The following is a 23,176-nucleotide window of genomic DNA, read 5'->3' on the forward strand; positions in this document are numbered from 1 at the left end:
CGCTCACTAGCGTGAGACGGTGCGCTCCGGCCGTTCCGGTCGTCCCCGCACGATTACTCGATGATTGACTATCGCGATCTCGGGGTAGCGCATGGTGTTGTCTGACCGAGACGAATCGCTGTCCGTAACCCCGGCACTTCCCATCCGGCACCCCGGGCCGGATGGTTCGAACCGCGGAGCTCGGTGTCTCCGCCCGCAGCCGGAGGAAGAGCAAGGAGATACCCGTTGGACGGTCGGTCCCGGCTTGGCCCCGAGGAAAACACAGTACCGCCGTTCGGGACGTGGCCGCTCGACGTGGCCCGGGCCGATTCCGTGCTCGCCGGAGGCGAGTACGGGGTGCGTCTGTCGCGTCGCGACGGTCAGGTCCGGCTGGTCGGAAGGCGGGCGGGGAGTGGGATATCCCTGGGAAGGGCCCCGACCTGGCGGGAGCTCTACCGGACGCTGATCCGGCTGCGACTCACCCGTGGACACCGTGATCCGGCATGGCTGGCGCTGCTCACCGAAGCACTCGAGAGGATCCCCGGTGATTCTTCCGGGGAAGAGCCCCCGAGGGACGGATTCGCGCAGCACGGAGCCCCGCGGGAGGCGTTCCCGCGGGGCGGGTCCCGACAAGGCGGGACCCGTCGTCCCGGATCGGCGTGGAGCCGGTTCGCCGGGATGCCGGCCGAGGACCCGATAATCCGGATGCACTGCGCCACGGCCGAACCACGCGTTCCCGACGACGCGGCGGCTCCGCTGGGCGAGCCGACCCCCGCCCACCCCGCCTTCCCTGGTGGGACCGTAGCCGTCCGGCTACCCACCCTGCTGCGGACCGGTTCGGCCCCCCTGCTGGATGAGGTCGTGGGCAACCGCTTCGAACGCGGCGAGAGCGCGTCGCGCTACTTCCTGGAACACTTCGTCCGGCCGCCGCTGCGGGCCTTCCGGCTCGCACTGGAGAGCCCACCGGGAATGCTGTTCACACCGCGTGTCGAGACCCTGGCCGTGGAACTCTCACCGGAGACGCAGGCCACCGGCCGGTTCGTCGTCACTCCCGAGACCGCGGTGCGCGAGGCACGGGAGGTCACGGCGACCGAGGTGCGCGACGGGGTGCGCGAACTGGTCCGCACGCTCCAGGAACTGTCCGCGACGTTCGAGCGGACCGAGTTCGGCGAGCGTGATCGGGCGGGGCGCGGCGAGTTCCGCGCCGCGATGCGACAGGTGATCTCGGCCGAGCTGCGTGATCTGGAAACCGGCAGCGCCGATGTGCTGTCCGGCAACCATCCGCTGCGCGGTTTCGTGCACACCGTCCCGGCCGAACAGGACGAGCTGCTTCGCCGGGTGCTGCGCACCGTGCAGGAGCGCACCCGGGTGCGCAGGTGGAACCGCGAGCTCGGCCAGCCGGCCGTGGTGATAGACCTGGAATCGTGCGGGCTGGTGCCGGAACGCACGGTCCCACCGGGAAAGTCCCGGAGCGAATCGTTCCGGAACCGCTCGGACGTCGACGCGGTCCTGCGTCCCTTGCCACGCGAGGAACGGGCGAATCGTTGTCGACCAGGGGCCGTCGGCCCCGAATCCCACCACTCGGAGAACGTCCTGCCGGAAGAATCCCTGCCGGAGGCTTCCCGCACCGAGGATTACCCGTCCGACCCCCGCCGCTCCGAGTCGAGCCCCGACGAATCCGGTGGGGCGGGCGGACTCCGATTCCGGAGCCGGGAGTCCCACCGCGCCGCCGAATCCGTGTGGGACCCCCCAACCGCCGAACTCGCGGAGCTGAACACGCCGGTCACCGACACGGTCGGATCGGGACTGCCCAGGTTCGTCTGGGACATCCGCGACGCGGGTGGCCGGGTGGTGTTCTGCGTACCGGGCTCCGAGCGGCACTACGACCACGCCCGAGTCGTACTGGATCGCGCCGGGGTTCCCGAAGCCGACCTCATCCGGGTCCCGCTCACCGGGTCCGGTCCCGCGACCGAGTGGACCGTCCGCCGATTGCGCGAACTCGGCGACACCGATGTCGTGGCGATCTTCGACACCGAGTCCGCCGTCGAGGGGATCGAGCTCTCCGGAGTGCTGACCGTCGCGGTCTCGCAGCGGGCGGACCTGCCCCGGCAACGCGACGGTCGGGAGAACGGCGCCGCCGATCCCCGCGCCGTTCCGGAGCGGGGCGTACCCGTGATCTCCAGTTTCGAGACCTCTCCGTGGCGCCGCTCCGCGTGGTCCCAGCCCGTGCTCTCCAACACGCATTCCCTTGAAGAGCTCCAGATAGCCTCGTTGCGGGAGAACCGCAGCTCGTGGCGCTGGGCGGTCCGGCTGACCCGTGCGGAAACCGAGTCCATGATCGAATCCGTGCTCGACGACGCCGACCGCGCCGCGGATCGAACCGCGCGTGGTGCGACGGCCAAGTTCGCGGCGGACGAGCCGGTCGCCGACCCCGCCGAACGGACCCGGCGCACCGTCGGGGCGCTGCACCACGTGCTCACCAGGAAGCAGTTCCTCAAGGGGTCGCGGTCCAACTACCTGCTGGCGGACATGCACCGCGACGCGGACCTCTTCGTGGCGCGTGGCGAGCCGGTCGAGGTGATGCTGCTGGGTTTCCCGATCAAGCAGTCGTTGAATCGGCTGAAGGCGTGCGGGCCGCTACCGGACATCGCCGAGCTGGGCGGCCTGATCCGACTGCGCGAACTGCAGCGGGCGGCGCGCGGTGTTCACCCGCCCGGGCTGCGCTTCAACATCCTCACCGACGGCAGGCACTTCCGCCCCAGGCCGGCGTCGGTGACAGCCGCGTACACCCGCAAACTGCGCGAGTACGCCTCGCTGGTCGGACTCGACGGCTGCGTGTCCATCCGCGAGATCGACTCACTGGCCACCGAACGGCTCGGTCGGGAGGTGATCGCCCGGCGCCCCGCCATGTACGAGCGCTTCCGAGGTTCGCTGGAAAGCGCGTTGCACGGGCTCGACATCACCGATCAACCACTGCGCACCCTGGACCGGGTGCGGGATCGGGCGGATGCGCGGGTCGGGCCGGACGCGGAGAGCGTGGCGCGTTCGCTCTACCTGTTCCGCGAGATGGTGATGTCCATGGTCTACTCCGTGCCCGTGCCGACTCCCACGGGCACGGATCGGTTCGGCTGGGCCCGAAGGGTCTACGCCGACGTGTACAACTTCGGTGACTCGCGGCTCTCGCCGCAGCTCCGGCAGGCGCGTGTCGCGGTGCTGCGTCGTGCCTGGCACAACGCGATCCGCTATCTGTCCACCATGCAGGTGGACGAGGAGCTCGGTTACGAGAAGCTGTTGGATCCCCGGGTGAGGCTCACCGTGAGCGCCGTGACCAAGGGACGCTGTGGTTTCACCTATCTGGGTGGATCCGGGTTGCTTCCATGGCAGGGGACCGGGGTGCTCGACAGCAGGGGATACGTCGCCGTGGACTTCGCGGTCTCGCTGATCGACCAGGGCTTCGTGCCCGCCTTCTCCCCGCTGCTGGGGCCGAGCCAGCCGTTGATGATGGTTCCGCCGCAGTACGCGCGGCTGCCTTCCCGCGGGACACCTGCACCGGGCGCCCTGCTGGACGGCTCCCTGCGGGACAGAGCTCGCCTGCGCCGCAAATGACCCGGGCCCGCCCGTGTCGATTTCTCGAGAAATCGCCGCGTAGGTCGCTACTCAAGAGCCGACCCAACGCCGCAAGGCGCCGACTCACGTGACGGCTACCCGGCCACGTGCGCGGGTCCCGCTGTCCATATTCGAAAAAACCGGGATCCCAGTACTCGCCAGGGGGGAAACGAGTGCCGGGATCCCGGTTCGACTCCGTCGTCGTTGATGATGTTGAGCAGCGGAGTATCTCAACGACGGAGCTGTTGGAATCCGCGAGCCGATACCGGTTCGGGGGAGGGGAGTAACGTCGGTACCGGCTCGCGGAAGTCTGGAGGGAGCACGATCTTTTCGGTGAAATCGTTGGTCCGAAAAGGTGTTCGTGTCTTCACCTTGTGACGCTGTAAGGCATTGTGGAGTTGTTGGGCAAGTCGAAGTTTCCACCGTGGCGACCTCCCGTCGGCGCCGTAGCCCTGTCGGGGAAACAGGACGCTCGGGGAAACGGGGGAGACCGGTGATCGGCATAGCCGTGGTCGGGGGGCACGTCATGCCGATCACCGGTCAACCGGCGGTGACTCGGTCCGAAACCAGTTCGGGGGAGGTGGTGTCCGGTGACCGAGCCCGCCGAGTCCTACGGCACCGGCGCCGCTCGGCGCAGAGCCTGCGCCGGGCGCAGGTGCCGTGCGGGACGGGGCGCGAGGCCACCGGCCACCAGGTGCTCGTAGGCCGAGCGCCACACCGCGCAGGGTGCCTTGCGCTGGCGCCACCGGGTCGAGCACTCCGGGCAGTTGCCTCGTTCGTCCGGTTCGTGTGCGGTCAGCAGCGTCCGCCACCCCGCGGTGAGGCGCGGGATCTCGGAGCGCGCTACGGACAGCAGGGACGACGCATCAGCGCGGTTCGCGAGCTCGGAAAGCACATCGAGTCGCTCCCACACCGCGTTGCGCAGAACCTGTCCCAGGATCGCGTCCACCGTACGTCACCGTCACTTTCTCGCCTGATCAGCGGCGAACCGCAGCGCGGAGCTGAGTTGGCCGACCCGCTCGGTCGGCACCGCCGCGGTTGCGCCGGGCGGTCCGGCGAGAACCACCCTGTCCCTATCGAGGAGCACCTCGAGGGTCCGGGGAGTGTGGTCCACACCCCGGCACTGCACCCGCAGCCGATTCGCCCCGGCGGTCTCACCGGAATCGTCGTGGCGGTGTTCCGGTCGGGGGACGGGGCCCACCGATTCCGGTTCGCCGGACTGCTGGGGGGAATCCACTTCGCGGATGTCCTTTCGGTGCTCGGTTGCTTGCTGGTGTCTAGATTGGAACGAACCGGCGCCGGCTGGCTAGGTGGTGGGCGACGACCGGACATACCGCGCGATGAGCGGTCAGCGGACTTCGGTCCCGCCGATCACCACGTCTCGATGTCGACTTCACCGTCTGTTGGGCGGAGCCTTAATCTGCGATCGACGCCCGAGAAGCTTAGAGGGGTCTTCAAATGAACACCATCGGTTCCAACGGCTCTCTCGTTACACCCGAGGTCTGGGAAGGACGAGAGATGCGCCAAGCGCTGGCCAATCGCGACATCAGCGACATCTACAAGCTGTTGCGCAAGCACGGTGTTTCGCAGCGTCAGATCGCCGCCGCGACCGGCCAGTCGCAGTCCGAGGTTTCGGAGATCCTCAAGGGCAGGCAGGTCATCGCCTATGACGTGCTGGCCCGAATCGCGGATGGTCTCGGCGTCCCGAGGGGGTACATGGGCCTCGCCTATGACGGGGCGACGGCAGTGAGGGCCACCGAACAGGACACCGGTGGCTCGCCGGCTGAGGAGGACGAGACGGTGAAGCGTCGGAAGTTTCTTACCCATGCCGCGGCGGTTGCGATGGGGGCTTCTGTCTTCGGTGCGGAGGAAGGCGACTGGCTGATGTCCAGTGCCCAGACTCCGGCACCGTCGCGTATCGGCATGACCGACGTTCAACAGATTCAGGCAGCGACCAAGGCACTGCGCGATCTGGACTACCGGCACGGCGGGGGGACTTGCCGTGACGCTGTCGTGGCCCAGCTGAACTGGGCCAGGCAACTGCTGCACGCCGACTGCGCCGAACACGTCAAACAGCGGTTGTTCGTCTCGCTGGCCGACATGCACAGCCTCGCGGGGTGGACCTCGTTCGACATGGGGCTGATGGACCCGGCCAGGAGCCACTTCGGCAAGGCGCTGCAGTTCGCCAAGCAGGCCAACGACGACAGCCTGGTCGCCAACGTGCTCTACCGCATGGGGCGGGTCTACCTGCACTACCAGCAGCCCAACGAAGCGCTCAAGCTGTTCCAGCTGGGACAGATCGCCGCGCAGGACTCCGGATCCTCGTTGACGGTCGCGGTGATGTGCGCCAACGAGGGCTGGGCCTACGGCATGCTCAACCGCCCCGACCAGGTCGGCAAGATGTTGGGACGTACCCAGGACGAGTTCGCCAGGGCCGAACTCCATCAGGAGCCGGACTGGGTGAAGTTCTTCGACCAGAACGACCTGCACGGCATGACCGGTTCGGTCTACGACGCGTTGGCCGAGTTCACCCCGGAACGCTACGCACCGCTGGCCGTCGCGGAGACGCTCAAGAGCAACCAGTCGTACGGGGAGAACATGCAGCGCAGCCACGTGTTCATGCTGGGAATGCAGGCGACCAACCACATGCGGTCCGGCGACGTCCAGCAGGGCATCAAGGTCGGCAGGCAGGCGCTGGAGCTCGGTTCGCTGGTCAAGTCCGCGCGGGTGCCCGACCGACTACGACCCTTGCAGCTGGAAGCGGCCAAACACACCATGAACCCGGACGCGCGTGATTTCGCCGAACAGGTCCGCACCTTCCGCGAGGCGCGATCGGTTTGATCCCGGTTACCGGTGGTGCCGGAGCGCGGATGCCGGTTCGACCACACCGAAAAGACACAACATGACATCGGCAAACATGACTTTCCCGCCGAACTCGGCACACGGTGCCGAGATTCCGCCCGAACTGGAAACGGCACTGGCCGAGATATGTGCCGAGGCAGGGCTCGACCACCGCGGCGCGCGGCTGCTGCGGTTCGTCAACAACGGGGTTTTCCTGCTGCGTGCTCACCCCGTGGTGGTGCGTATCGTGCTGTCGCCGTCGCTGGCCTACCGCGCGGACAACGTGGTCGAGGCCGCGAGCTGGTTGGCCGAGCACGGCATCGACTCCGTACGGCTGTTCCGGGGAGTTCCCCAGCCAGTTCGGACCGGATCCCACATCGCCACCCTGTGGGAGGAAGTCGCCGATTCCGGCGTCGAACCCACGGGAAGTGACCTGGGCAAGCTGCTGCGCGAGCTGCACGCGCTGGGGGAACCACCTTCGGCGCCACGTTGGCAACCGATGGCCGACGCCCGGCGCCGCCTCGCCGAGGGCGAGCACGAACTGGACCGCAGTGACCGGGATTTCCTGAAACGTCACTGCGACGACGTCGAGCACCGGCTCTCCGAGCTGGAGTTCGTCCTCCCCCGCAGCACGGTGCACGGCGACGCCCACCTCGGCAATGTCATCATCGGTCCGAACGGCCCGGTACTGTGCGATTTCGACTCATTGTGCGCGGGACCTCCGGAATGGGATCTCACCCCGATGGCGGTGGGATATCTGCGACTGGGACGTTCTCCGCTCGCGTATCGGCAGCTCGTGGACGCCTACGGGTTCGACGTCACCGACTGGTCGGGTTTTTCGGTATTGCGAGACCTGCGCGAACTGAAAATAACCGTGAGTGTCCTTCCGAATCTTCGCGGTAATCCCACTGTCGCGGAAGAGTTTTATCGTCGGTTGCGTTCGATGCGTGAGCGCGATTTCACGGTGCGGTGGTCTCCCTACCGTTGAAAGGGGCCAGACGCGGGGCTTCGGTGACTGAACGCGCACGGGGTTTTCCGCAGTCGAACGTGGGGTTTCACTGGTTGGGTGCGAGGTTTCGTGACCGAACGCGGGTGCTTCGACTCGTGCCGTATCGGTCTGGGGAAGAACGCGGATTCCCTCGTGTCCGACGGCCCGGGGGCGACTCGGCCCGCCACGCCTCACCCTGTCCCGGAATTTGATCGGCGCGGCCGAAGTCCGGCAACTCACCGACGGAAAACAACCGTTCGACGACACGACCTTCTTTTCGTATCGTGGAAAATTTGGTTCGGATTTGTCGAACTTCGGTTCCACTGACAGGTCGCGCTCTATTCTGCTGTCACTCGTGGGCGAAGCGTAACCCCTGATTCTTCGCGCTGCCACTCGGACACGCCGGGTGTGTCGGGGTCGAAAGCTGAGGACCCCACTCGTCCGTTCCACTTCGGAGCATTGAGTGTGTTCGCGGTCACATTTTCATCGTGGGCCGATCCGGCCCGCCCGCTGTCGCGTCGCAGCCAAACGTTGCAACCACCCGAAGTGATCGTCGTGATCGGAGCGCCACCCGTGCCGGTGCGGGCTCCCTCACTCACCACAACCACCGTAGGGGGAACGCCGTGTCCACGAACACGCCACTCCAACAGCAGGGGCTCGGCTCGGGGGAACCGGACCCCGGCGACAGCTCCCGAACCACCGAACACCAAACCGCGCCATCGGAAGCGGGCTGGAAATCCGGTACCGACCGGATCGTGTTCGGCACCGTGGCACTGATCATGTTCGCGCTGGTCGCCTGGGGCGGATTCGTCACGGAATCGCTCGGCGACTGGTCCAGCGGCGCCTTGAACTGGCTGATCGGCAATTTCGGCTGGAGCCTGGTGCTGGCCTCCACCGGTTTCGTCGTGTTCGCCCTGTACCTGGCCGTGAGCAGGTTCGGGCGGATTCCGCTCGGTGCCGACGAGGAGGGCCCCGAGTTCCGAACCGTTTCCTGGATCGCGATGATGTTCAGCGCGGGCATGGGGATCGGGCTGATGTTCTACGGCGTCAGCGAGCCGTTGTCGCACTTCGTGTCACCCCCGCCCGGAGCCGTGGCAACCGTGCCTGGGCCGGACGGTGCGGCCGTGGTCGCACCCGGCGCCACCGACGAGGCGGTTCGAACCGCCATGGCCACCTCGCTGTTCCACTGGACGCTGCACCCCTGGGCCATCTACGCGGTCGCCGGACTCGCCATCGCCTACAGCGCGTTCCGAAAAGGACGGAAACAGCTCATCAGCGCCGTGTTCGCCCCACTGCTCGGTGAACGCCACGCCTCCGGTCCGCTCGGCAAACTCATCGACGTGCTCGCCCTGTTCGCGACCCTGTTCGGCTCCGCCGCCTCACTCGGCATCGGAACCCTGCAGATCCGCACCGGTCTCGGTGAGGCGGGCTGGATCGACGGCGCGAGCACCACGGTGCTGGTGCTGATCATCGTGGTGCTGACCGTCTGCTTCATCGCTTCGGCGGTGTCCGGCATAGCCAGGGGTATCCAGTACCTGTCCAACATCAACATGGTGCTCGCCGCACTGCTGGCGGTGTTCGTGTTCCTGGTGGGACCGACGGTGTTCATGCTGAACCTGATCCCCACCTCGCTGGGCACCTACCTGGGTGATTTCGGCCTGATGGCCTCGCGTTCCGGTGCCACCGGCGGCGGCGAGACGCAGCGATGGCTGTCCACCTGGACCGTCTTCTACTGGGCCTGGTGGATCTCCTGGACTCCGTTCGTGGGGATGTTCATCGCACGCATCAGCCGGGGGAGGACCATCCGGCAGTTCGTGGGTGGCGTGCTGCTCGTTCCCAGCGTGGTCAGCGTGATCTGGTTCGCGATATTCGGCGGCGCCGCCATCGGACTGGCCAGGGACGGTGTGTCCGTCTCGGAAGGTGGTGCGGAGGCCCAGACGTTCAACGTGCTGGAGCAGCTCCCGCTGTCGAGCATCACCTCGGTACTGGTGATGATCCTGGTGGCCATCTTCTTCGTCTCCGGCGCGGACGCGGGATCGGTGGTGATGGGCACCCTGTCGCAGCGCGGTTCCATCGAGCCCGCGCGCTGGGTCGTGATCTTCTGGGGTGCGGCCACCGGTGCGGTCGCGGCCGTGATGCTGGTCATCGGGCACGGCGGTGACACCGCGCTGAGCGGCATCCAGAACCTGACCTTCATCGGTGCGCTGCCGTTCACCGTCGTGATGGTGGTGATGTGCGTGGCGCTGGTGAAGGACCTGCGTGCGGATCCGCTCACCCTTCGCGCCGACAAGGGGACCGAGGTGCTGGAACGTGCCGTGCTCAAAGGGCATGAGCAGCACGACGGGAACTTCGAGCTGGAGATCTCGGAGGACGACGGCGAACCGCTGGACAGCGATTCGTCCGAATCCCCGGGCACAGCCGCTGACGCCGCCGACCGGGACCGGTAACCGACCGGTACCGGTAACTCGGTAGGGCCTTCGGGCGTGGGATGTGTCCGTTCGGGCGGCGCGATTTCGCGAGAAATTGACGCTCCACTGGGGCGATCCACTGGGGCGGTGTGGCCCCGGGGCTGTCAATTTCTCGCGAAATCGCCGCGTCGGTAGGTCGCTACCCGAGGTCGGGGCGCCCGCGGCGAGAGCCGCACGCGAGGTTCCGCCACAGCACCACCCGAGCGAGCCGGGCCGAGGACCCCTCATTCGCCCACCCGGAAGCGGCGCAGCAGATCGTCCTCGATCCTGCCCAACTCGCCCCGCACGGCCCGGTGCGCCGAGCGGCGCCTGCCCGCGGGCATCCGCTCCGCCGCGCGTACCGCGCTCGCCAGTTCGGACAGGCGTCGCTGCGCCGAGTCCACGAAGCGTGTCACCTCGGTCTCGCTCCGGTCCTGTCGCTCGCGTTCGCGCAGATCCCGCAGCGCCGTGCTGTCCCCCGCGATCCGGGCGTGCAACGCGGCACCGCGCCCCGAGAAGCGGTCCACCTCCGTCACGGCCACTCCGAGCCTGCGGGCTCTCGCCCGTTCGTAGGTGTCCCTGGCCGCCGAGGCCGCCTGTGCCGCGTAGGGCGCCAACACCGGTCCGATCACCCTGACCACCCCGACCGCCTTCCTGGCGTTACCGGGTGTGATCCGCCCCGCCTCGCCCTTGCTCGCGGCCTTGTAGCGCTGCTTGGCGAGTTTGACCTCCTGCTTGGCGGTCTTGGGGTCCTTCCTCCCGAAGCAGTCCTGGTCCGGCGTCGCGGAACGTCGCGGCCGGGTGGACTGTCGCTGCCCTGGGGGCTCGGAGCGCCGACGCGCTGCCGGGGCCTCGTGCCGCGTTCGCTGTGCACGTGTCATACCGACGAACACCTCCGGACCGGTCCGGCGTAACGGATACTGCGCCGATCAGTCTAGGCAGTACCGCCGTTCGCTGCTACAGCACGACGAGAGGTCGATTACACTCCGTGCTGATTGCTGTTTTCGGGTGTGCGACCGCTCCGCCGTGACGTTCGCCGCGTGAACCGCCCGTGTCTTCCGCTTCCCAGGGGGTTTTGGCATTCGGAAGAGTGATTGTCATATCTCTCACCGGGGTGATGGACGCGCTCGTCGGAGTTAGGACATACCCTGCAAGCGTGGAATCCGAGGTGCTACTGGACGGCGACGTGGTGACACGCTGTCGTCGCCGCGTACATCTCGACCACGATCCGACCATGATCGACTCGCCGACCGCTCCGCTCGATCCGGGCGCGGAACAGCGGATCGCCGACGCTGCCGAGTACCGGCGCGAGCTCGCCGATCGGCTCGGCAGGGAGCTGGCACCGGACTGGACCGAGATCCCCGGGGACGAGAGCGTCCCCGACCGGGAGCGAGCCACGCTCGCCGCGATGCGCTCCGGGGTCGGATACATCTCGGGAGCACAGCTGCCCTCGGACAACGAGGGCGGCAGACAGGGCTCGGTGGATCTGCTGGTGCGCAGCAGGGGCGGCTACGTGCCCGTGCTCGTGGTCCGCCACAAGGTGACCGACCCGGGAAAGGGGGCGCGGACCTCCCCGCTGACCGATCCCAGGCCCGAGTCGGCGGCCAGGGATCCGAGGCGCAAGCCTCGTTCGCAGGCCAGGGACCAGCTTCGATTGGCCCACCTCGTGCGGCTGCTGCAGGCGTGCGGGATGCAGCCCACCGGCAGGAAGTTCGGAGGTGCGATCGGCTCCGACACCGACACCGTGCTGTGGCACGACCTCGAATCCCGTGGCTGGTCGGGCGGGCGCAGTGTGCTCGCCGAGTACGACGAGCGGTTCGCCGACCGGATCGCTGTCGCCGAGGCCGCCGTGGCCGGAAGCGAGGCGCTGGCCCAGCCCACCCGTGTCGTGGAGTGCAAGGGCTGCCCCTGGTGGCCGGTCTGCGGTCAGCAGCTGCGTGCCGCCAGGGACGTGAGTCTGGTGGTGCGCGGCGACGACGCGGTGCGGCTCCGCGCGGTCGGGATCACGACCGTGGACGAGTTGGCGGAGTTGCCGGTGGGGACCACGAGGGAACCGCCGTTGCCTCCCAACCGGATGAGCGACGCGGTGCTGTTGGCCAGGGCATGGTTGCGCGACGTTCCGCTGGTTCGGCGGGTATCGGAGGTGAAGGTCTCCCGGGGTGACGTCGAGATCGACGTGGACATGGAGAGCTACGCCGACTCCGGCGCCTACCTCTGGGGCAGTCTGCTCTCCTACCCGAGGGACGAGGCCAACGGGACCCGCACCACGGCCGAACTGCTCGACGTCGAGCCCGGTTACCGCGGGTTCGTCACCTGGGACCCGCTGCCCTCCGACGACGAGGCCAGGTCGTTCGCCGAGTTCTGGTCCTGGTTCTCCGCGCTGCGCCGCGCCGCCCACGAGCACGGCCTGACCTTCCGCGCCTACTGCTACAACGAGCTCGCCGAGAACCGCTGGATGCTGAGTTCGGCGCAGCGGTTCGCGGGCAAACCCGGCATCCCGACCGTCGAGGAGGTTCGGGAGTTCGTCGGCTCGTCCGAGTGGGTGGACGTGTTCGCCGTGGTTCGCGACCAGTTCCTCTGCCCGAACGGCAAGGGCCTGAAAGTCATCGCGCCCAGTGCCGGGTTCGCCTGGCGTGACTCCGAGGCGGGTGGGGAGAACTCGATGCGCTGGTACCGCGACGCCGTCGGTTTCGACGGCGGTGCGCCCGAGCGGCAACAGCGCGACCGACTGCTGGAGTACAACGAGGACGACGTCCGGGCCACCCTGGCCATCCGGCGCTGGATCTCGTCGGGGCAGGTGCGCGAGATCCCGTACACCGGGGACATGTGATCCCGGGCAGCGGCAACGGCCGATCAGGGTACGATCACGGCCCTGCCGGGGATCTCGCCCCGGTGGAAGCGCTCGTAGACCTCGGGCGTCTCGTCCAGTCCGAACGAGTCCACGTGGACCCGAACCGCACCGGCGCGGGCCAGTTCCAGCACCTCGATCAGCTCCGAACGGCTGCCCCAGTACGGTGCGGAGACCGAGACCTCGAACGGCGTCGTGCCGAAGCCGACCGGTACCGCGCCGCCCCCGATACCGACCACGGTGAGGTCGCTCTCGGCGCGGGTGCACTTCGCCGCGATGGCGGTGGTCGCCGAGTTACCGACGAAATCGAGCACCACCTCGGCGCCGAAGCCGTTCGTGAGATCGCGGATCCTGTCCGGTGCGGACTCGTCGGAGATCACGGTGCGGTGCGCGCCGATCCGGTGGGCCAGTTCCAGCTTCTGCTCGCTGACGTCCACCGCGATCACCTCGGCCGGTGAGAGCGCACGCAGCAGCTGCACCGCCACGTGACCGAGGCCGCCGGTGCCGATCACCACGGCTCGGGAACCGCCCACGAGCTTCGGCAGCGACTTCTTGATCGCGTGGTAGGGAGTCAGCCCCGCGTCGGTGAGCGGGGCCGCCTCCACCGGATCCAGATCGCCCAGCGGCACCAGGTGGCGTTCCCGGTTCACCAGCATGTACTCCGCCATCGCGCCCGGAGCGCCCAGCCCGGGCGGTCGGATACCCAGCTGGTCCGCGTAGTCGCAGTAGTTCTCCTTGCCCTGGGAGCACATGTGGCAGAGGCCGCAGCCCTGCGGGCCGTAGACCGCCATCCGGTCGCCCACGGAGCAGCTGTAGGTGCCGGGGCCGAGCGCGCTGACGGTTCCGATCCCCTCGTGCCCCAGCGTCATGGGAAGTGAGTAGGGGAAACTCTCCTCGGGCCAGCTCATCACGGCTATGTCGGAGTGGCACATCCCGGCCGCGTCCACTTTGAGCAGAATCTGGCCGGGCCCGGGTTCGGGAACGTCCACCTCGACGACCTCCGGCTGATCCCCGACCCGACGGTACTGAACGGCTTTCATGGTGCGCGACATCGCCCATCCCTTCGCATCCGCTGCCGGTCGCATCATGCGGTATCGGCGGAGTCACCGCAGCGTCGAGGCGATGTGCGGGCGACGGTCCGCTCCGACAGCTCCCCCGGAACACCCCGACGCCGAACCACGGTGCTCTCCGTCAACGGTGTCCGACGCCGGGTGGGGAACGGGCCTTACTTGGGGCCCATCCGCAGTCCGCCGTCCATCCGGATGACCTCGCCGTTGAGATAGTCGTGCTCGACGATGTCCAGGGCCAACCTGGCGTAGTCCTCGGGCGTTCCCAACCGCTTCGGGAACGGTACGCCCTCGGCCAGGGTGTTCCGGATCTCCTCACCGACCGTGGCCAGCATCGGAGTGTCCACGATGCCCGGTGCGATCGTCATCACGCGGATCCCGGTCGAGGAGAGATCGCGTGCCGCGGGCAGCGTCAGGCTGGCCACGCCGCCCTTGGAGGCCGCGTAGGCGGCCTGTCCGATCTGCCCGTCGTAGGCCGCGATCGAAGCGGTGTTGACGACGACGCCGCGCTGCCCGTTCTCGTCCGGCTCGGTCTCGCCGATCGCGGCCGCGGCCAACCGGAGCATGTTGAACGTGCCGACCAGGTTGACCTCGACCACCTTGCGGAACAGATCGAAGTCGTGCGGTCCTTTCCGCCCCGCGACCCGCGCGGAGGGACCGATGCCCGCGCAGTTGACGACGGTGCGCAACGGCACGCCCGAGCCGGCGGCGGACTCCACAGCCGCCTGCACCTGGTCCGCGTCGGTCACGTCGGCGGCGGTGTGGGTCACCCCGTCCACCTCGGCCGCGTTCGCCACGGCATCCGGCAGGTCGACCGCGAAGACGCGGGCCCCGTTGGCCGCGAGTTCGCGTGCGGTGGCGGCGCCCAGACCGGACGCCCCGCCGGTGACGATGGCGGCAGTACCGTTCAGTAACATCTCATCTCTCCTGGGTCGGAACTTATCGGTCGGCCTTGTAGGGGGCTCGGGTGGCGGAACCTCTCGCGGGCTCTCGCTCCGGGGAGGCCCGACATCGGGTAGGTACTACACAACGTCGGGCCTTCCTCGCGAGAGCACCACGAGAGAACCCGCGGCGGTGCCGGCTGCGAGGTTGGTTGTTCGGCGCTGTCGCGCCGACAGGGAGGGGCCTTGCACGCTCGGCTCGGAGTCGTTCGAGTCCTGGAATCGAGCTCGAGGACTTCGGAGCTCGACGGGCAGGTTACGGATCTCCATCCGGTGTAATCGGATACTCGACGATCGGATTCGTCACCGGTAGGCGGGTGGGCAGATCGTGTCGATCTCGTCGAGGTCGGCCTGGCTGGGCCGCCACTGTCCCGCCGAGGCGTTCGACTCGACCTGCTCCGGCGAGGTGGCGCCGCTGATCACCGACCCGACGGTGGGCTGCGCCGCCAGCCACCCGATCGCGGTGGCGATCATGGAGATCTCGCGCTTCTCCGCGAACTCCCGCAGCCGCTCGATCCGTTCCCAGGGGGCGTCGGCCAGCAACCGCTCGCGACCGGACAGCCTGCTGCCCTCCGGCGGCTCCTGGCCCTGCTGGTACTTACCGGTGAGCAGCCCGTTCGCCAGCGGGAAGTACGGGATGAGCCCCACGCCGAACTTCGAGCAGGCCGGGATCACCTCGCGCTCGGCCTCGCGTTCCAGCAGCGAGTAGTGGATCTGGGCCGAAACCGGGCCGGTCGTCCCCCGGTGGGTGGAGGTCCACGACGCGTCGGCGGTCTGCCACCCCGCGAGATTGCAGTGACCCACGTACCGGATCTTGCCCTCCCGCACCAGGTCGTCCAGCACGGACAGCGTCTCGTCCAGCGGCGTCAGCGGATCGGCGCGGTGCAGCTGGTACAGGTCGATCCATTCGGTGTCCAACCGTCGCAGCGACGCCTCCACCGCGCGGCGCACGTAGCGGCGGGACCCCCGCGCCTCGAAGTCGGGGCCGTTGCTGCCCTGCATGTCCATCCCGAACTTCGTCGCGATGACGGCCCGATCACGATGTCCCCGCAGTGCTTGGCCGAGCAGCTCCTCGCTGCGTCCTCGCGGTGAGCCGTACACATCGGCCACGTCGAAGAATGTGATGCCCGAATCCAACGCGCGGTTGACCACGGCCTGTGCACCGCGCGGGGACTCGGTGGTCGTGCCCGGTCTGCCCAGGTTGTTGCACCCCAGGCCGACGGCGCTGACCACGAGACCGGAATCGCCCAGACGTCGCTGTTCCACGAGATCCGACTCTAGCCCCGGCGCGATGCCGCGTCACGGGTTTCCCCGCCGTGACCCCCGGTCGCGGCAGCACGCGGCGAACCGCACTGACGAAGTCGGGATCGGGTACCACTGCTTCGGGGCAGTGGGTGACGGCGCTCTTCCGTTGTAGCGGTCAGAGGCTGACGAGGAGCATGGTCCCCACGAAAACCACACCACTGACGACGAGCGTGACCGCGGTGAAGCCCAGGATGTCGCGGATGCGCAGCCGGGCCATCGCGAGTAGGGGAAGCGCCCAGAACGGCTGGATCATGTTCGTCCATTGGTCGCCGTACGCCACGCCCATGGTCACGACCGCGGGATCGACGCCGAGCTGTGAGCCCGCCTCCAGGAAGACCGGAGACTGGACCGCGAACTGTCCACCGCCGGAAGGGACGAAGAAGTTCACGATGCCGCCGGCGAGGAAGCTCCACAGGCCGAGCGTGGTCTCGTCGGAGATCGAGACGAAGAAGTCGGAGAAGATCGTGATGAGGCCGGTGGCGCTCATGATCCCGAGGATGCCCGCGTACAACGGGAACTGCAGCAGGACGTCGCCGACGTTCCTCGCGGCCTGGGCTCCGAGCCGACCCAGTTCGCGGGGTGAGTCGATCAACAGCAGAATCAGGCAGAGAAACGTCCAGTTGACGATGTTCAGCGTGAGGGAGAATCCTTCCTGGGCGAAGTAGATCACCAGGTAGGCCAGTAACAAGACGCCCATCGCGAGGGTGACCGCACGGGCGTTGTCGAGTCGCTCGGCCGGTGTGACGTCGGTTGTGGTCTCGATGAGACCGTTTTCCCGTTCCTCCGTCGTCCGGGCGTCTTCCGGGAATTCGATGATCCGCTCGTTGGAGCCCGGAGCCATCAGCATCATCGCGCCGACCACGACGAGCAGCGTCACGACGGCGGCGGTGATGTTCCACCAGGAGAAGATCGTCTCGGTGATCGGCAGCGGAGCACCGAGCTGGTCCTGGGCGAAGCTTCCCTCGGTGGCGGCGGCCAGCGGCCCAGACCCGGAATAGCCCATGTGCCACACGACGAACCCGGAGTAGCCCGCGGCCACCAGCAGGGGGTAGTGCAGGCGCATCCCGCGCTCACGACCGACCCGCGCGACCTCGACGGAGAGCAGCGCCGCGACGACCAGGCCGAGCCCCCAGGTGAGGAGGGAGGCGGCGCCGGCGCACAAGGTCACGAAACCGTACGCCCGCAGGGGTGTCCCGGGCACCCGCGCGAGTCGTACGAGCAGTCGGTGCACCGGTCCGGTGTGCGCCAGGAGATATCCCAGCAGCAGCACCAGGGCGATCTGGGTCATGAACTCGAGTAATCCGGTTAAGCCGTCCCCCCCAGGCGCGGAGCACCTCGACCGGGCCCGAGTCGGTCATACCCAGCGCCATCAGACCAACGGCGATCGTGAGTACGACGGCGAAGATGAACGAGTTCGGCAGCCATCGCTCGACCATCGCCACGAACGGTCGCGAGAGGGTACGCAACATCGGGAAGCTCACCTTCGAAACGCGGGACGTCGAGAGATCCACCACACCCTAGAGGGGGCATCGCGCTGCAGGAACCCGTTGACAACGAACTTTGGACAGAGCCGAGGAATTGACGGCTCCCAACCGGAAGTGAAGCGGTCGTCCGTGCCAGGGCGGAGTGTTGACCCGCTCGACGGTGCGGGAGCGTCTCATGTGGCGTGTTCCGTAGCGGGTGAAGGCGGCGCCCAGGGCGAGAAGGGCGGCGGTAGGTTCCACGGCAGCAAGGTCCGGTGAGAGCACGGTACCGCGAAGCGAAGGGCCACCGGCGGGCCGAGCCGACAGGCCCTCCAGGATCGGAGTGATCGCATGGGTAGCCCCACACGTCCCGAACTCGCGGGTACACACGGCATGGTCGCCTCGACGCACTGGCTCGCCTCCGCCGCGGGCATGGCGGTGCTGGAGGACGACGGCAACGCCTTCGACGCCGCCGTGGCCGCCGGATTCGTGCTGCAGGTGGTCGAACCGCACCTCAACGGTCCCGGCGGCGAACTTCCCGCCCTGTTCGCCACGCCCGGCGGTCCCGTTCGCGCGCTCTGCGGCCAGGGGCCGGTACCCGCCGGTGCCACTGTCGAACACTTCCGGGACGAACTGGGGCTCGAACTGATCCCGGGCTCCGGGCTGCTTCCGGCCACCGTGCCCGGCGCCTGGGACGCCTGGTTGCTGCTGCTGCGCGACTACGGCACCAAGTCGCTCGACGAGGTGCTGCGGTTCGCGATCGGATACGCCCGCGACGGGTTTCCCGTGGTCCCGAGGTTGTCCGAGACCATCGCCACGGTGCGCGAGATGTTCCGCGTGCGCTGGCCGTCCTCCGCTCGGCTGTGGTTGCGCGACGGTGCCGCGCCCGGCGCGGGAACGAGGCTGCGCAACCCGGTGCTGGCGCGAACGTGGCAACGGCTGCTGCGGGAGGGGAACGCGGCGGGAGGTGACCGGCGCGACCGCATCGACGCGGCTCGCCGGGCCTGGTCGCGGGGTTTCGTGGCCGAAGCGGTGGACCGGTTCGCGCGTGGTCCGGTCGCCGACAGCTCGGGACGCTCGCACGCGGGCGTGCTCACCGGGCAGGACATGGCCGACTACAGCGCCACCTACGAGGAGCCCGTGACGCTGCGGACCTCCGGCGACGGTCGGTTGGCGAAGTTCGGCGCGTGGTGCCAGGGGCCCGTGCTGCTGCAGCAGCTGCGGCTGCTGGAGCGGCTGCCGGTGGAGTACCGGGACGGGATCGCCACCGCGGAAACCGTCCACCACGCCGTGGAGGCGGCCAAACTCGCCTTCGCCGACCGGGAGGCCCACTACGGCGACTCGGCCGATCCCGGGGTGCTGTCGGAGTTGCTCGGTGCGGACTACACCGCCGCGCGTCGCGAACTGATCGGCGAGAACGCGGCCGAGACGCTGCGGCCGGGAAGCACCGCCGGTCACACCCCACGGTTGCCCGAGTACGTCTCCGAGGAGCGAGGGGCCGGACTCCCGCCCGATCCCAGCGGGGTGGGGCTGGGGGAGCCGACGGTCTCGCCGAACGGGGACAGCAAGGGGGACACCGTGCACCTCGATGTGGTCGACCGCTGGGGGAACATGGTTTCGGCCACCCCCTCCGGGGGCTGGTTGCAGTCCTCGCCGGTGATCGAGGAACTGGGGTTCTGCCTGGGGACCCGTGCCCAGATGTGCTGGCTGCGCGAGGGACTGCCGAACTCGCTGGTTCCCGGCCGCAGGCCGCGCAGCACGCTCAGCCCCTCGCTGTTCACCAGGGGAGACGAGCCCGTGCTGGCCTTCGGCACGCCGGGCGGTGACCAGCAGGACCAGTGGCAGTTGTGCTTCTGGCTGGCCCATGTGCACGGTGGGCTGGATCTGCAGGCGGCCATCGACGCGCCCGCCTGGCACACCACAGCGTTTCCCGCCTCGTTCTATCCGCGCGGCTGGCAACCGCGCCGGGTGCTCGCCGAGTCCCGGCTCGGCGAGGCGACCTTCGAGCGGCTGCGGCGGCGTGGCCACGAGGTGACCGACGCGGGGCCCTGGGCGCTGGGCAGGCTCGCCGCGGTCGGCAGGGACCCCGAGACCGGAATGCTGCGGGGCGCAGCCAACGCGCGCGGTGCCCAGGGCTACGCCGCGGGGCGTTAGCGACACCTCTGGTCGCCCCGGTTCGCGGCGATTTCGCGAGAAATCGACGCCGTGCCGGTGATGCTCGCCGCTTCGCCGCGAAGAACTCCGTGACCGAAGGCCTTTCGGCGTTCCAGCAGGGCAAGAAATCATTGGACGCCGTTTCCCGGCCGGGCTTACGGTTCTCACGTCCCGTTTTCAAGGTTTCCGGTTCCGGTGGGCTGCTTCGCGACGGCGCGGTGATTTCCCGCGAGATCGCCACCGCGCGAAATCACCGCCGGAGATCGTCCAGTGTCCGTACAAGGGTGAAGTGTCGTGACGGATTTCCCCGTGCTGCTGTCCGGTACCCGCGCTCCCACGTTCATGTGGGCCACCGAGCACGATGTCGAGCCCGCGGTGCTGGACCAGCTGCGCAACATCGCGGCACTGCCGTGGGTGCACGGGGTGCGCGTCATGCCGGATGTGCACCTGGGCAAGGGCGCCACGGTCGGTTCGGTCATCGCCATGCGGGATGCCGTGTCCCCCGCCGCGGTGGGCGTGGACATCGGCTGTGGCATGGAAGGTGTCAAGACCTCGCTGCACGCCGACGACCTGCCCGCCGACCTCGGCGGTATCCGCACGAGCATCGAGCGTGCCGTTCCGGTGGGATTCCGCGCGCACGACGAGGCCGTCGATCCCGCGCGGCTGGGCCTGGACACCTCGGAGTGGCAGGACCTCTGGAGGCGCTTCGGAGAGCTGCACGGCGGAGTGAGTTCGCTGGAGAGCAAGGCGGGGAAGCAGCTCGGAACGCTCGGCGGCGGCAACCACTTCATCGAGGTCTGTCTGGACGAGCACGACGCCGTATGGCTCATGCTGCACAGCGGTTCCCGGCACATCGGCAACAGACTCGCCGAACAGCACATCGCCGAGGCCCGCGAACTGCCGCACAACCAGGACCTGCCCGACCGCGACCTCGCGGTTTTCGTCGCAGGCACGCCGCAGATGGCGGCCTACCGCAACGACCTGTTCTGGGCGCAGGAGTACGCGCGCGTCAACCGGCGGATCATGCTCGCCCTGACGATGCGCGCCCTGCGCGGCTGCTTCACCGGACGGCGGATCGAGTTCGACGAGCCGATCTCCTGCCACCACAACTACGTGGCGGAGGAGACCATCGACGGTCAGCCCATGCTGGTCACCCGCAAGGGCGCGATCCGGGCGGGGAGGGGCGACATGGGACTCATTCCCGGCTCGATGGGAACCGGTTCCTACGTGGTCCGCGGTCTGGGGTCGGACGACTCGTTCCAGTCGGCGGCGCACGGCGCCGGTCGCAGGATGAGCAGGAAGAAGGCCAAGAGGACGTTCGGTTCGCGGGACCTGCGGGAGCAGACATCGGGAATCGAGTGCCGCAAGGACGACGGGGTCCTCGACGAGATCCCGGGCGCCTACAAGGACATCGACTCCGTCATCGACGCGCAGACAGCGTTGGTGGAAGTGGTGGCCAAGTTGCGGCAGGTCGTTTGCGTGAAGGGGTGACGGCTGTTTCCGCCCGAGTGCTGCGTAGCTGGTCGCTCGGCGGAACCTCTCGCGCCGCTCTCGCTCCGGCGCGGCGATTTCTCGAGAAATTGACGGAGCCCGGGACACACCCACGAGATAGCCGCGCCGATTCGGTTCTTCGGGCACACGGCTCCGGTCGGGTCTGCGAGACTGCGGACGCGGGTGATCCGGTGTTCCGCCGCGAGCCCGCGTGCTGTCCCGGTGCCGAACGGAGAGGCTGCGGCTGGTGAACTCTTCGAGCTCGATGAGCGAGGACGGGCGAGTCGTCGACCCGGCGCGAACCGGGGGACAACCCGCGACGGATCCCGGAGCCGGTTACTCGGTGGACCGTGACCGCATCCCGGAAGCCGTCGCCGAGTTGCGGCGTGCGCTGCACGCCCTGGAACGGGCAGCCGACGAGGCGCGGGGCAACGCGACGCTGATCGCCCCCGGCCACGATCCCTACAGTCGCCGCGCGGCGCACGAAATGGGCCCGAGACTGGTGACGGACTACCTGGCGGGCAACGAGCGGGATCAGCGCGAACTGCGCGCGATGATCAACGATCTCGAGGACGCGATGCGGCACTACGACGCGCGGGAGGACGAGGCGAATCGCGCGTTGCGCGGCGCCTCGGAGTGATCCCGGCCCGGGAGCACCACGTTCCGCACGCCCGTCCCGCCGGGAGCCGGAACGCACCGGTTCTCACGAAACCGCCCGGACGGCGCTCGTCCTTCTGGCAGACTGCGCGGTGACGGTGATCGTAAGTCGTCGGGTGTGGCGGGCAGCACGCTGTCCGAGGCCGAAAGGCGGTGAGGCGTGGATCGGGAAGCTGACGGCACGTCGGTCGATGGTGGAGCGCGGATGGGCCGTTCCGGGGCGAACGTCGCGGACGTGCCGGACTCGGAACTCCGTCCCGAGGGAGTGGATCCCGGCAGGATCCACGAATGGTTCCACCACGCGCCCGGTACCGACAGCATGGACCGTGCGGCCGAGAGCTGGGGCAGGATCGCGGCGGAACACGGCGAGGCGGCCGAACGCATCGATGCCGCGATCGACAGGATCGGGGCGGCCTGGAACGGTACCGCCGCCGAGGCGGTGCGGGATCGAGGCATGCGATCCCGGGTCGCGGCCGACGACTCGGCGGAGTTCGCGGAGCGGGCGGGTGAAGCGCTGCGCGCGCAGAGCTTCGGTTTCAACGAGGCCAAGAAGCAGGTGGTCGAGGTGAACGGGCACTCGTCCACGACGGGTGTCGCCGAGGCGCGGAGCGATCCCGGTGCTGTCGTCGACGAATCAGCGGCTACGGGCGAGAACCGGCTCACGAACCAGACCGCCCTGCGGAACTACGGTGTGCGGACCTCCGAGAACACCCACGACGTGACTCGGTTCGCCGAGTCCTCGTGTGGTGCGACGGCCGCGTGGGGTACGGCTGCCGCGTGGGGTACGGCTGCCGCGTGGGGAACGGGAACCGCCCGGGATACCGAACCCGCGTGGGGTGCCGGCCCCGCGGTCCCCGCGGCGACCGGTCCGGCCGAACCGGACTCCCCCGGCACGGCTGGGAGCGACGCCCCCACCGGTCTCGGCGGAGAGGCCTCCGGTGCCCACCTCGCCGCCGGTGCGGCGGGACTGGCCGCCACCGGCGGTGCGGTACTCGGTGGCGGTGTGCTCGGTGAGCGGGTTACGGGGCGCGGGGGGATCAGCGCACGCGGTTTTCCCGGGTTCCCGGGCTCTGCCGCGCGTGACAGCGACGACGGCACCGAGCGGTCGTCTCCGGACCGGGTGATCGAGGACGAGGATCCCGACGAGCTGTTCGGCACGGCGCCGGGAGCCGTTCCCGCGGTGCTCGGCTTGCTTCCCGCCGAGTCCGAGGAACGGGAACCGGCGGTCGAGTGACGGCACGGCGGAACGAGTCGACGGGTTCCGCTCCGATGACCGACCCCTTCCGGACCGCTCACCGGACGGAGGCAGAATTGGCCACACGGTTGCCGGTGGACGCGCTCGAACCGGTCGGGTGAGCGGCGGACTCGGACCGATGTCTCGTGCGTCGA

At 68.6% G+C, this 23,176-nt stretch carries 16 protein-coding genes and 1 pseudogene; 9 read left to right on the forward strand and 8 right to left on the reverse strand.

Translation table 11 applies throughout. From position 1 onward, the window contains the following. Positions 1-225: 225 nt before the first annotated feature. On the forward strand, positions 226-3,585 hold the full coding sequence (locus BM150_RS06880; protein ID WP_245755318.1) for an L-tyrosine/L-tryptophan isonitrile synthase family protein: 3,360 nt from the start codon (positions 226-228) through the stop codon (positions 3,583-3,585). Between the two features lie 610 nt (positions 3,586-4,195). On the opposite strand, the gene BM150_RS06885 is transcribed toward BM150_RS06880, so the two are convergent. Both BM150_RS06885 and BM150_RS06890 read right to left on the reverse strand, forming a co-directional pair. Next, positions 4,196-4,534: a hypothetical protein gene (locus BM150_RS06885; RefSeq protein ID WP_092925263.1), complete on the reverse strand. Its 339-nt coding sequence runs from the start codon at positions 4,532-4,534 to the stop codon at positions 4,196-4,198. 12 nt (positions 4,535-4,546) lie between these two features. Then, complete coding sequence (locus BM150_RS06890) at positions 4,547-4,822, reverse strand: hypothetical protein (protein WP_092925265.1); 276 nt, start codon at positions 4,820-4,822, stop codon at positions 4,547-4,549. A 221-nt stretch (positions 4,823-5,043) separates the two neighbouring features. Here BM150_RS06890 and BM150_RS06895 point away from each other — a divergent pair, with 221 nt between their 5' ends. The 3 genes from BM150_RS06895 (at position 5,044) to BM150_RS06905 (ending at position 9,861) form a co-directional block, all read left to right on the forward strand. Next, positions 5,044-6,426: a helix-turn-helix domain-containing protein gene (locus tag BM150_RS06895; RefSeq protein WP_092925267.1), complete on the forward strand. Its 1,383-nt coding sequence runs from the start codon at positions 5,044-5,046 to the stop codon at positions 6,424-6,426. A gap of 61 nt (positions 6,427-6,487) precedes the next feature. Further along, complete coding sequence (locus BM150_RS06900; RefSeq protein WP_245755319.1) at positions 6,488-7,414, forward strand: phosphotransferase enzyme family protein; 927 nt, start codon at positions 6,488-6,490, stop codon at positions 7,412-7,414. A gap of 779 nt (positions 7,415-8,193) precedes the next feature. After that, a complete protein-coding gene (locus BM150_RS06905) occupies positions 8,194-9,861 on the forward strand; it encodes a BCCT family transporter (protein WP_092925638.1) in 1,668 nt (555 codons plus the stop codon). A gap of 245 nt (positions 9,862-10,106) precedes the next feature. Here BM150_RS06905 and BM150_RS06910 read toward each other — a convergent pair whose 3' ends face one another. Further along, the gene (locus BM150_RS06910; protein ID WP_092925271.1) at positions 10,107-10,742 is read right to left on the reverse strand and encodes a DUF6474 family protein; all 636 of its coding nucleotides are present in this window, start codon (positions 10,740-10,742) and stop codon (positions 10,107-10,109) included. A gap of 275 nt (positions 10,743-11,017) precedes the next feature. On the opposite strand from BM150_RS06910, the gene BM150_RS06915 reads away from it, so the two are divergent. Then, positions 11,018-12,691, forward strand: coding sequence for a TM0106 family RecB-like putative nuclease (locus BM150_RS06915; protein ID WP_092925273.1), 1,674 nt, complete (start codon positions 11,018-11,020; stop codon positions 12,689-12,691). Positions 12,692-12,714: 23 nt separating this feature from the next. Here the strand turns inward: BM150_RS06915 and BM150_RS06920 are convergent, their stop codons facing one another. The 5 genes and pseudogenes from BM150_RS06920 to BM150_RS25020 all read right to left on the reverse strand — a co-directional run. Continuing rightward, the gene (locus tag BM150_RS06920) at positions 12,715-13,749 is read right to left on the reverse strand and encodes an alcohol dehydrogenase catalytic domain-containing protein (protein WP_092925640.1); all 1,035 of its coding nucleotides are present in this window, start codon (positions 13,747-13,749) and stop codon (positions 12,715-12,717) included. 185 nt (positions 13,750-13,934) lie between these two features. Further along, positions 13,935-14,693: an SDR family NAD(P)-dependent oxidoreductase gene (locus BM150_RS06925; protein WP_092925275.1), complete on the reverse strand. Its 759-nt coding sequence runs from the start codon at positions 14,691-14,693 to the stop codon at positions 13,935-13,937. Positions 14,694-15,020: 327 nt separating this feature from the next. Then, positions 15,021-15,983 (reverse strand): aldo/keto reductase, encoded by a 963-nt coding sequence (locus BM150_RS06930; RefSeq protein WP_092925277.1) that lies wholly within the window; start codon positions 15,981-15,983, stop codon positions 15,021-15,023. A 154-nt stretch (positions 15,984-16,137) separates the two neighbouring features. After that, positions 16,138-17,310 (reverse strand): short-chain fatty acid transporter, encoded by a 1,173-nt coding sequence (locus tag BM150_RS06935; protein ID WP_217641429.1) that lies wholly within the window; start codon positions 17,308-17,310, stop codon positions 16,138-16,140. Between the two features lie 88 nt (positions 17,311-17,398). After that, a pseudogene (locus BM150_RS25020) lies at positions 17,399-17,491 on the reverse strand (TIGR00366 family protein); the annotation flags it as partial. Between the two features lie 345 nt (positions 17,492-17,836). Here BM150_RS25020 and BM150_RS06940 point away from each other — a divergent pair. The 4 genes from BM150_RS06940 (at position 17,837) to BM150_RS06955 (ending at position 23,021) form a co-directional block, all read left to right on the forward strand. Beyond that, positions 17,837-19,639 (forward strand): gamma-glutamyltransferase family protein, encoded by a 1,803-nt coding sequence (locus BM150_RS06940; protein WP_217641430.1) that lies wholly within the window; start codon positions 17,837-17,839, stop codon positions 19,637-19,639. A 342-nt stretch (positions 19,640-19,981) separates the two neighbouring features. Next, the gene (locus tag BM150_RS06945; RefSeq protein ID WP_092925644.1) at positions 19,982-21,130 is read left to right on the forward strand and encodes an RtcB family protein; all 1,149 of its coding nucleotides are present in this window, start codon (positions 19,982-19,984) and stop codon (positions 21,128-21,130) included. A 247-nt stretch (positions 21,131-21,377) separates the two neighbouring features. Then, positions 21,378-21,770 (forward strand): hypothetical protein, encoded by a 393-nt coding sequence (locus BM150_RS06950; protein WP_139219463.1) that lies wholly within the window; start codon positions 21,378-21,380, stop codon positions 21,768-21,770. A 222-nt stretch (positions 21,771-21,992) separates the two neighbouring features. Continuing rightward, positions 21,993-23,021 carry a WXG100 family type VII secretion target gene (locus BM150_RS06955; RefSeq protein ID WP_139219464.1) on the forward strand — a complete coding sequence of 343 codons (1,029 nt, stop codon included), beginning with the start codon at positions 21,993-21,995 and terminating at the stop codon, positions 23,019-23,021. The last annotated feature ends 155 nt before the right edge of the window (positions 23,022-23,176 follow it).

It is taken from the genome of Actinopolyspora alba, assembly GCF_900112765.1.
GTDB lineage: Bacteria > Actinomycetota > Actinomycetes > Mycobacteriales > Pseudonocardiaceae > Actinopolyspora > Actinopolyspora alba.